This is a genomic window from Ralstonia sp. TCR112 (assembly GCF_007997035.1).
Taxonomy (GTDB): domain Bacteria; phylum Pseudomonadota; class Gammaproteobacteria; order Burkholderiales; family Burkholderiaceae; genus Ralstonia; species Ralstonia edaphi.
The window spans coordinates 1-596 of sequence record NZ_VOSS01000211.1; the positions used below are offsets into that span (position 1 = coordinate 1).

The window sequence follows — 596 nt, forward strand, 5'->3', positions numbered from 1 at the left end:
CCGCGCCGGGCCTCGCAGGCCAAACGAACCCGATCCCGTGGGATGCCGCCGCGCCGTATCGCGGCCTCCGGCTGGCGCAGCATCACCGAGCACGGCAAGCACGATGCCGCCACCTGGGCGCTGGCCGAGCAGCCGATCCATGCGAACAGCGAAGCCAACACCATCAACAAGACGCCGGAGGCCACCTGACATGCGCCCGTTCATTGCACACAATCCCAAGCGCCGCCGGGCGCTGTGCCAGTTCACCGTGCTCGCCGCAGGCGCAGCGCTTGCCTGCGTTGCGCACGGCGAGGGCCCGACCGTCATCCGCGTGCACGCGCGCAAGTTCACGTTCACGCCCGACAAGATCACGCTCAAGCGGGGTGTGCCCGTGGTGTTTGAACTGACCGGGCAGGACATCCTGATGGGCTTTGCCATTCCAGACTTCAACGTGCGCGCCGATGTGGTACCGGGGCAGACCGTGCGGCTGGCGCTCACGCCCGACAAGACCGGCACGTTCGATTTCCTGTGCGACATCTTCTGCGGCTCGGGCCACGAGACGATGAACGGAACGTTGACCGTCACCTGAAGCGCAACAGCAAAATGCAAAGCGACAC

Annotated in this window: 1 protein-coding gene and 1 pseudogene; both read left to right on the forward strand. The window is 66.1% G+C overall.

All coding sequences use genetic code 11. The features are described 5' to 3' along the window. Nucleotides 1-189, forward strand: a pseudogene (locus FUT88_RS25335) (metallophosphoesterase); the annotation flags it as partial. Nucleotide 190: 1 nt separating this feature from the next. After that, on the forward strand, nucleotides 191-568 hold the full coding sequence (locus FUT88_RS25340) for a cupredoxin domain-containing protein (RefSeq protein ID WP_147219308.1): 378 nt from the start codon (nucleotides 191-193) through the stop codon (nucleotides 566-568). Nucleotides 569-596: the final 28 nt, after the last annotated feature.

Excerpts from the sequence above, each read along its gene's own strand:
- FUT88_RS25340 (WP_147219308.1), top strand. The coding sequence starts at position 191 with ATGCGCCCGTTCATTGCACACAATCCCAAGCGCCGCCGGGCGCTGTGC.